Annotated in this window: 6 protein-coding genes; 4 read left to right on the forward strand and 2 right to left on the reverse strand. The window is 70.2% G+C overall.

Annotation, left to right across the window (positions count from 1 at the left end; translation table 11 throughout):
* The 4 genes from D0Z08_RS30760 to atzF are packed head-to-tail and all read left to right on the forward strand — an operon-like array spanning position 1 to position 6,953.
* Positions 1-858 carry an urea amidolyase associated protein UAAP1 gene (locus tag D0Z08_RS30760; protein WP_220454469.1) on the forward strand — a complete coding sequence of 286 codons (858 nt, stop codon included), beginning with the start codon at positions 1-3 and terminating at the stop codon, positions 856-858.
* Positions 855-1,484, forward strand: a complete 630-nt coding sequence (locus D0Z08_RS30765) for an urea amidolyase associated protein UAAP2 (protein ID WP_245994671.1) — start codon at positions 855-857, stop codon at positions 1,482-1,484. Before D0Z08_RS30760 ends, D0Z08_RS30765 begins: the two co-directional genes overlap by 4 nt.
* Positions 1,477-5,124, forward strand: a complete 3,648-nt coding sequence (gene uca, locus D0Z08_RS30770; RefSeq protein ID WP_118929100.1) for an urea carboxylase — start codon at positions 1,477-1,479, stop codon at positions 5,122-5,124. The genes D0Z08_RS30765 and uca overlap by 8 nt, the downstream gene beginning before the upstream one ends.
* Positions 5,121-6,953, forward strand: a complete 1,833-nt coding sequence (gene atzF, locus D0Z08_RS30775; RefSeq protein ID WP_118929101.1) for an allophanate hydrolase — start codon at positions 5,121-5,123, stop codon at positions 6,951-6,953. Before uca ends, atzF begins: the two co-directional genes overlap by 4 nt.
* A 6-nt stretch (positions 6,954-6,959) precedes the next feature.
* Here atzF and D0Z08_RS30780 read toward each other — a convergent pair whose 3' ends face one another.
* The gene (locus D0Z08_RS30780; protein WP_182481595.1) at positions 6,960-7,760 is read right to left on the reverse strand and encodes a helix-turn-helix transcriptional regulator; all 801 of its coding nucleotides are present in this window, start codon (positions 7,758-7,760) and stop codon (positions 6,960-6,962) included.
* 505 nt (positions 7,761-8,265) lie between these two features.
* Positions 8,266-9,081 (reverse strand): class I SAM-dependent methyltransferase, encoded by an 816-nt coding sequence (locus tag D0Z08_RS30785; protein WP_182481596.1) that lies wholly within the window; start codon positions 9,079-9,081, stop codon positions 8,266-8,268.
* Between the last annotated feature and the right edge of the window lie 238 nt (positions 9,082-9,319).

Genomic DNA, 9,319 nt, shown 5'->3' on the forward strand with positions numbered 1-9,319 from the left:
ATGATGCCCACCACCGCCCCCTCCGAGACGGCGACCACCGCAGGAGCCCGGGACCATGCGCGCGCCCAGGAGACAGAGTCGCTCGCGCGCGGCGACCGGATCCGACCGACGGTTCCCGCCGCATCCGCGCCACCGCCGGAAGGGGTCGCGCCCGAGGACGTGGTGTGGTCCGATCTCGTCGCCAGGGGCGGCTATGCCCACCGGCGGGTTGCGGTCGGCACCACCATCCGACTCACCGACGTCGAGGGCGACGCCTGCGCGCACCTGCTGCTCTTCAACGCGCTCGAGCCGTGGGAGCGGCTGAACGTAGCCGACACCGTCAAGGTGCAGTGGCAGGCCTACGCTGGGCCGGGTTATCTCCTGCTCTCCGACCAGGGGCGAGTGCTCGCCTCCGTGTTGGCGGACGAATCGGGCATGCACGACACGATGTACGGGACCTCGTCGCAGGCTCGCAATGAGGAACGCTACGGCGACGGCTCGCCCGAGGGCCCCTCGCCGGCGGGGCGAGAGTTGCTCCTCCTCGGTGGCGTCAAGCACGGGCTCGGGCGGCGCGACCTCCCGCCGTCGGTCTCGTTCTTCAAGGGCGTGCGGATCGATGCCGACGGACGACCGGTCTGGAAGGGATCGGCCGGTGCCGGGCGGAGCGTGCTGTTGCGCGCGGAGCTTCCACTTGTGGTGCTGGTGGCCAACGCCCCGCACCCGATCGACCCGCGGCCGGCGTACACCGTGTCGCCGCTGCAGGTGACCGCGTGGCAAGGATCGCCGACCGGTCCGGCCGACGACAGCTGGCACGCAACCCCGGAAGGGCGGCGCGGGTTCGAGAACACCCTCGACTACCGGAAGGGGCTGGGATTGTGAGCTCCCGACCGACGACCTCCACCGAGATCCACCGCGAGACGGTGCGCCCGCGCGCCCCTTGGTCCTACACGCTGGCCGCCGGGCAGGTCCTGGCGATCGTCGACCTCGACGGCAACCAGGCCGTCGACTTCCTCGCGTACGACGCGCACGACACCTCCCGCGCCTACTCGGCACAGGCCACGCTGCAGGGCCAGGAGTCGGTCTTCCTCACGACCGGCTCGGTGCTGCGCGACAACGAGTACGCCCCTCTGCTGACCGTCGTCGCCGACGAGGTCGGCCGCCACGACACCCTCGGTGGCGCCTGCAGCAAGGAGTCGAACACGCTCCGCTACGGCCACCACACCTACCCGCAGCATGCATGCGCGGAGAACTTCCTGCGCGAGCTCTCGCGCTACGGCATGGGCAAGCGCGACCACGTCCCCAACGTCAACTGGTTCATGAACGTCCCTGTCGACCCGGATGGTGCCCTCGGGATCGTGGACGGCATCTCGGCGCCGGGACTCTCGCTGAGCCTGCGCGCGGAGAAGGACACCCTCGTCCTCGTCTCCAACTGCCCCCAGGTCAACAACCCCTGCAACGGCTTCGACCCGAGCCGCGCCCAGATGATCGTGAGTTCCAATGTCTGAGACCGCCGAGACCGGCACTCTGCTCGTCGCCAATCGCGGCGAGATCGCCTGCCGGATCATCCGCACCGCCCGGGCCACCGGCTGGCTCACTGTCGCGGTCTTCTCCGAGGTCGACCGCGGCGCTGCGCACGTGCGGATGGCCGACCAGGCGGTCCTCCTGGGCCCGACGCCACCGGCGCAGTCCTACCTCATGGCCGACGCCGTGCTCGCTGCTGCTGCGACCACCGGGGCGACGGCGCTTCACCCGGGCTACGGGTTCCTCTCCGAGAACGACGGTTTCGCCGAGCGGGTCGAGGCAGCCGGTCTCGCGTTCGTCGGCCCGACCTCCGAACAGCTCCGGGTCTTCGGCGCCAAGCACACCGCCCGCGAGGCGGCGGCAGCGGCCGGTGTACCGGTCTTCCCGGGAACCGGCCTGCTGCGCGATGCCGAGGAGGCGGTCGCGCTCGTCGAGGATCCGAGCGGCGGAATCGGCTACCCGGTCATCCTCAAGGCCACCGGCGGCGGGGGTGGGATCGGCATGATCGTCTGCCGTGACCGCGCGCAGCTCGTCGCTGGATTCGCGAGCGTCACCCGCATGGCCGAGACCAGCTTCGGGTCGTCGGGTGTCTTCGCGGAGAGGTATGTCGACCGCGCGCGTCATGTCGAGGTCCAGGTCTTCGGGGACGGGACCGGCCGTGTGGTCTCCCTCGGTGACCGGGATTGCTCTCTCCAGCGGCGGAACCAGAAGGTCCTGGAGGAGGCACCTGCCCCCTTGCTGCCTGACGCGCTTCGCGCGGAGCTTCACCGTGCGGCGCGCGACCTCGCCGGGTCGCTGGGCTACCGATCGGCGGGCACCGTCGAGTTCGTGTACGACGCTGACCGGGGCGAGGCCTCCTTCCTGGAGGTCAACGCCCGCTTGCAGGTCGAGCATCCGGTGACCGAGGCGGTGACCGGGGTCGACCTCGTCGACTGGATGCTCCGGCTCTCGGCTGGCGACACCACGATGCTCGACCCCTACGTCGGCGGCGGGGACAGGGGAGAGGTGCCGGTGTCCGGTGCCGCCGTCGAGGCACGCGTGTATGCCGAAGATCCGAGGCTGGACTTCCGGCCGGGGGCCGGCCTGTTGACCCGGGTCGACTTCCCGTCCGGCGACGGGGTCCGCGTCGACGCATGGGTGCAGACCGGGACGGATGTGCCGACGGCCTACGACCCCATGCTTGCCAAGGTGATCGTCGCCGCCGACGATCGGGAGGCCGCGCTGGACCGGCTCGGCGCGGCTCTCAACGACACGCGGATCGACGGTATCGAGGTCAACCTCGGAATGCTGCGCGCAATCACCGGGCTCGCCGAGCTCCGGTCCGTCACCCACACCACGCGCACCCTCGACGACATGGTGCCCGCCGAGCGCGACCCCGAGCCCCGCATCTTCGTGGAACGCCACGGCCTGATGACAACCGTCCAGGACGCATGGGGCCGCACCGGGCTCTGGCAGGTCGGCGTGCCACCGTCCGGCGCCATGGACGAGCGCTCGCTGCGGCTGGCCAACCGCGCCATCGGCAATCACGAGAATGCCGCCGGCCTCGAGTGCACCGCGGGCGGTCCGGCGCTCAGGTTCACCCATGCGACGACGGTCTGCGTCACCGGCGCGCCCGCCGCCGTCACCATCGACGGTGGACCGGTCCGGATGTGGGAGCCGGTGGACGTGCCGGCTGGCGCCCTGCTCGACATCGGTGATACCACCGCGGGACTGCGGACCTACGTTGCGTTCGAGGGCGGCCTCGACGTGCCCTCCTACCTCGGCTCGGCGGCGACCTTCACGCTCGGCGGCTTCGGTGGGCACGGCGGGCGGGCGCTCCGACCCGGAGATGTTCTCCGCACGACCCTGGACGCGCCGGTCGTAGCCGGGGGACCGGTGGCCGAGGCGGAACGGGCGGTCTTCGGAAGCCATTGGGAGCTGGCGGTCACGGAAGGCCCACATGGCGCGCCTGACTTCTTCACGCGGTCCGACATCGAGGAGATCCTGGGCACGGACTACGAGGTGCACTTCAACTCTGCCCGCACCGGAGTCCGTCTGGTCGGCCCGAAGCCGACGTGGGCACGCGCGGACGGCGGGGAGGCTGGCCTCCACCCGTCGAACATCCACGACAACGCATACTCGGTCGGCGCGCTCGACTTCACCGGTGACACCCCGATCCTGCTCGGGCCCGACGGTCCGAGCCTAGGTGGGTTCGTCTGCCCGGTCACGGTGGTGACCGCGGACCGCTGGAAGCTCGGCCAGCTTCGACCCGGCGACACCGTGCGGTTCGTACCCGTGCGGCTCGCGGCAGCACCCTCACGCCGCGTGCTGGCGCTGCCGTCGTACGACGCCGCGGGCGACGGTGACGCGGGAGTCCTCTGCCGGCTCGAAGGCGACGTACCGGTCGTCTACCGCCGCAGCGGCGACGACAACGTCCTCGTCGAGTACGGCGACCTCGTGCTGGACCTCCGCCTGCGCGCCCGGGTGCACGCGCTGCACACCGCCCTGGACGAGCAACGCGCCGGAGGGCTCACCGGCATCGTCGACCTCACGCCCGGGATTCGGTCGCTGCAGGTCCACGTCGACCCCGACGTGCTGCCGGTCCCGAAGCTGGTCGACCTGCTCCACGAGCTCGAGGCGACACTTCCTGCCGTGTCCGAGCTCGTCGTGCCGAGCCGCTCGGTCCGGCTGCCACTGAGCTGGGACGACCCGGCCACTCGCGAAGCCATCGAGCGGTACATGGCAGGCGTCCGCAATGATGCCCCGTGGTGTCCCTGGAACATCGAGTTCATCCGTCGCGTGAACGGTCTCCCGTCGGTCGACGACGTCTACGCGACGGTCTTCGACGCGTCGTACCTCGTCCTCGGTCTCGGGGACGTCTACCTCGGTGCCCCGGTTGCGACCCCGCTCGACCCGCGCCACCGGCTGGTCACGACGAAGTACAACCCGGCCCGGACATGGACCGCGGAGAACTCGGTCGGGATCGGCGGCAGCTACCTCTGCATCTACGGCATGGAGGGGCCGGGCGGCTACCAGTTCGTCGGCCGGACCATCCAGGTCTGGAGCAGCCACCGCACGCCGGGGGGCTTCGAGGAGGGGACGCCATGGCTGTTGCGGTTCTTCGACCGAATCAGCTGGTACCCCGTCTCGCCCGAGGAGCTCCTCGACCTCCGCGCCGACATCGCTGCAGGGCGAGGCTCGCTCGACATCACCGACGGCGAGTTCTCCCTGGCGAAGCACGAGCAGTTCCTGGCCGACAACGCGGAGTCGATCGCCGCCTTCAAGGCGAGCCAGCAGTCGGCGTTCGGCGCCGAGCGCTATGCGTGGGAGGCATCGGGTGAGTTCGACCGCGCCGAGGCAGCAGCGGGCGCCGCAGTCCCCGAGGCCGCGGATGTCCTGGTCCCGGAAGGCGGAGCCCGCGTGGACGCCCCGTTCGTGGCGAACGTGTGGCAGGTGCGGGTCGGCGTAGGAGACACCGTTGCCGCAGGCGACGTCCTCACAGTGCTGGAGGCGATGAAGATGGAGGCACCCGTGACGGCACCGCACGCCGGCATCGTGACCGAGGTGCTCGCGACTCCCGGCTCCCAGGTGGCACCGGGCGACGCGCTGGTCGTGCTCGCACCGGCCCAGGAGGTCGCGGCATGAGCGGCGCGTCCTCCGCACGGATTCCGACGGCGTACGCCGCGATCGCGGCCGGCCGGCCGGAGGTGTTCATCGAAGTAGTCCCGCAGCCCGAGGCCGCAGCCGAACACTCGGACCGCGTTGCGGCGGGCGGATCGCTCGCGGGCCTGCTCCTCGCCGTGAAGAACAACGTCGACGTCGCGGGGTTCGCCACCACCGCGGCCTGCCCCGCGTTCGCCGACGGCCCCGCGCGCGAGGACGCCTCGGCTGTGGCACGCCTGCGCGCGGCGGGTGCCACGGTTGTGGGTGTCACGAACCTCGACCAGTTCGCGACCGGCCTCGTGGGCCAGCGCTCTCCGTACGGAGGGGTGCGCGACTCGCGGCGGCCCGACTTCGTGTCGGGCGGCTCGAGTTCGGGGTCGGCTGTGGCGGTGGCGCTCGGCATGGCCGACATCGCGATCGGCACCGACACGGCCGGCTCAGGACGCGTCCCCGCCGCGTTCCAGGGCATCGTCGGGATCAAGCCGACGCTGGGGACCGTGTCGACCTCGGGCGTGGTGCCGGCGTGCCGGTCCTGGGACGCCGTGACGATCCTCGCGCGCGACCTGGACACGGCGAACACAGCGATGGGCGCGATGGCGGGCGGAGCCGACACCCGGACCTGGCCGGCCGACATCCCGCTTGCGGCGCCGACGGCGGCCCGAGTCGCCGTTCCCGACGACCTCAGCTCGCTCGCACCCGGCTGGGCCGATGCCTTCACAGCAGCAGCCGACCGACTCCAGGCGCAGGGCTGCACCGTGGACGCGATTCCCTTCGCCGATTTCCTGGCGGCCGCACGCCTTCTCTACGACGGAGCGCTCGTCGCCGAGCGGCACGCCGCGGTCGGTGCCTTCATCGAGGCGCACCGGGACGACCCGGCCGTCGACCCGACGGTGAGCGCCATCATCGGTGCCGCGGCAGCCCACACCGGGTCGACCATGACACAGGACTTGGAGCGTCTCGCCGTGCTGGAGGCGCGCGCTTCTGCGCTGTGGGCCGGACGCGACGCGCTGCTGATCCCCACGGCCCCCGGCCACCCGACCCGGGCCGCCGTCGCCGCGGACCCGGTCGGGGTGAACGCGTGGGTCGGAACGTTCACCAACTTCTGCAACCTCTTCGACCTTTGCGCTGTCGCGGTCCCTGCGGGTTGTGTCACCGAACCGGACGGCTCTCTCGCCCAGTTCGGCGTGACCGTGGTGGCACGGCCCTTCCACGACGCGGTCGCGCTCGACCTCGCCCAACGGGTGATGGTGGCGCCGCCAGATCTCCGCGACCTCGCCGGGCCCACTGCCGCCCCCGCACTGCCGCCAGCCGACCCATGGCCGGTCCGCGCCGGTGCCCCGGCTGTGGACCTGTTCGTGGTGGGCGCCCACCTGGTCGGCCAGCCGCTCGAGCATGAACTGCGCCGGCTCGGAGCGCGATGGGTCGGGACGGCGGCCACCACGGCGTCCTACCGGCTCGCAGTGTTGGCGACCTCGCCGCCGAAGCCTGGGCTGGCTCGGGTCGCCGACAGCAGCGGCGCAGAGATACCGGGCGAGGTGTGGCAGTTGTCGACCGGCGCCCTCGGACGATTCCTCGCCGAGTTGCCGGCCCCGATGATGCTCGGCCCGGTCGATCTGGCCGACGGGCGAACAGTCGTCGGCTTCGGGTGCACGACGGACGCGGTCGGTGGCGCCACCGACATCACCGGGTACGGCGACTGGCGGTCCTACCTGGCGGCGATGACCCGGCCCGATACAGGAAACGGCTCTGGCATGGACCGGAATCCAGGTCGTGTTCAACGCCGCAGCGATGGGTCCTTCTTTTCCAAGTGACTCTCCCTACGTGAGGACCTTCGGGCCGCCGCGGATGTACTGCTCGTCCTGTATCCGTTTGCGGTTGTCACGGGTGCGCAGGTCGTAGCAGTCGAAGTAGACCTTGGCGACGAGTTCGCCGCGGCTGTTCACGTCGGTCTTCTCGAAGATGCTCTTGAGGTGTTGCTGCACGGTATGTGGGGACAACCCCAGTGCCTTGGCAAGCTCGGTCGTGGAACCGCCCCGCAGTACCCGCTGGGTCACCTCGTGCTCCCTCACTGTCAGCCCATAGTCGACATCAGCAGCGGCGCGATCCGGTCGGGATGCGCCGGCTGGATGATCGATCACCGTCACCCTCGAGTCCCTGTTCGTGCCCGTGACCGCACTCTGGACGACGGCCCAGCGTCCGTTGGTCATCGGTACCCGCGCCGTCGCTCCGCCGCCGGCCTTGCTGTGTTCGGCGTCGCGCAGCGCTGCGGTGGCGGCCGCGAGGACACTGGTCGGCACCCCGTCTTGGCGTCCGTCGTCATCGGGAAGGCGGGAGAACCATTCACCCGCGGCGGGGCTCAGCGACTCCACTTCACCGTCGAGCGTCAGGACGACCAGGCCCGGGGCATCCGGTTGCTCGGGCTCGGTGGCCTCCCCAACCAGCAGTCCCCGACGGACTCCCTCGGCGATCAGTGGCGCGGCAGCTGACATGAGGTTGATCTCGTGCTCGGAGAACATCGGGTCGCCCGGCGCACGGTTTAGGCGCGTGGTGCCCCAGTTCTCGCCGGTGGAGGATCGCAGCGCGACCAGGAGCTCTTGTGCCATGCCGTTGGGGGTCATCACCTCGACGTAGATCGGACTTCGTTCGGGCTGGCCATCGGTGGCTTCGTGCAATGTCAGGACGCCGCGCGGGCTTTGTACGACGTCGGCGGTCTTGATGAAGTCCTCCGCCAGGAGCTCCCATCGCATGTAGTCGCCCGGGTCGACGTCACAGCACTCGTCTTAAGGTCCGGGTCGTGCGGCGGACTCCAACGCACGGACTCTGCCGCTCTGAGGGCGGTTACGGAACGCCCGACCTATGCCGCTCTGCGCGCGCTAGGAGACGCACGCTCAGTGCCGCAGCGCGGGCGGTCGTGCCGATGAGCGATCGGCTTCCGGTGCTCCTCGCTGCACGGCCGCGGCGCTTGCACAGGAACGCCGTACGCCGTTCCCTGACTGGAACTGCTGCCCGGCGGTGCGTCCGTTCCGTCCAGTTGGACGCACTGTCGATCGTACTGAGTTGAACGCCTCGGGAAGCTGGCGTGGAACTGCTCGGGTCCGTTCTGTGCCACCGGGCTCTGCTGGTTCATTTCCGCGCAGTGGTCAACACAGCATTGACGTCGAGCCGGAGAGCATCACCGTCGAGGAAGGTGTGCCAGGCGGTCGTGACGTCCCGCTCCAGCGCCGCACGCGCGTCCTCGCCGATCTCCCCAACCGGCCCGGCCAGCGGTGTGCTGTGCACGTACTGCCACAGGAACTCGCTTGGCGGCGGAAGAATGACGCGCAGCGGCTTGGACTGCACCGAGACCGATCGCAGACCGGCGCCCTCGGCCAGGTCACGCAGTTCCTGATGCTCGTGCAGCGAGAAGGTGTGGCGCATGAATCCGGCCACTTCCGGACTCACGTGACGGGCGAGGGCCTGCGCCAGGATCTCGAAGACCGGGGGGGTCGGACCGACAGTCGCGGTCGCGACACGTCCGCCGTCGGCGAGCACGCGGTGGATCTCGCGCATGGCCGCAGATCGGTCCGGCACGAACTGCAGGCCCAGCGAGCACGTCACGACATCGAACGAAGCGTCCGGACACGGGATGGACTCCCCGCTGGCCTCGTGCCACTCGATCGAGGTTGGGCATACGGATCGGGCGACCGCGAGCATTCCCGGGTTGACGTCCAACCCGGCCACGTTGCCTTCCGGGCCAACGAGCTCCGACGCACGCCGCGTCACAACTCCCGTACCGCACGCGACGTCCAGCACCCGCTCACCTCTGCTCAGCCCAGCCACCTCGAGAAGAGCGGTAGCCCAGGCCGTGCCAATGGTCGGGACGAAATACCGCTCGTAGTTCTTCGGAGGCTCACCGGCGTAGTTCATGAAGCCCACCGCGGGCGTCGAGTCTGTCTTCATCGTTCGCTCCTTCAGTGCGTTGCGAGATGGCACCATCATGTGAGGGCACACGCACGATCAGGAATGACCGCGAAACCCAGATGAATGACCGAAATCCAGGGGGGTGCCACCCGTGTGGTTCCCCCCGAATCGTGGAGGGCTTCCCTATGCGGCTTCCCGGTCGGGGGCCGCGGTGTTCTCGTAGTTGATCGGGCTCATCATGCCCGCCGCGCTGTGTCGGCGCTGGTGGTTGTAGAAG

Origin of the sequence: Nocardioides immobilis (assembly GCF_003515065.1) — a bacterium.
Taxonomy (GTDB): domain Bacteria; phylum Actinomycetota; class Actinomycetes; order Propionibacteriales; family Nocardioidaceae; genus Nocardioides; species Nocardioides immobilis.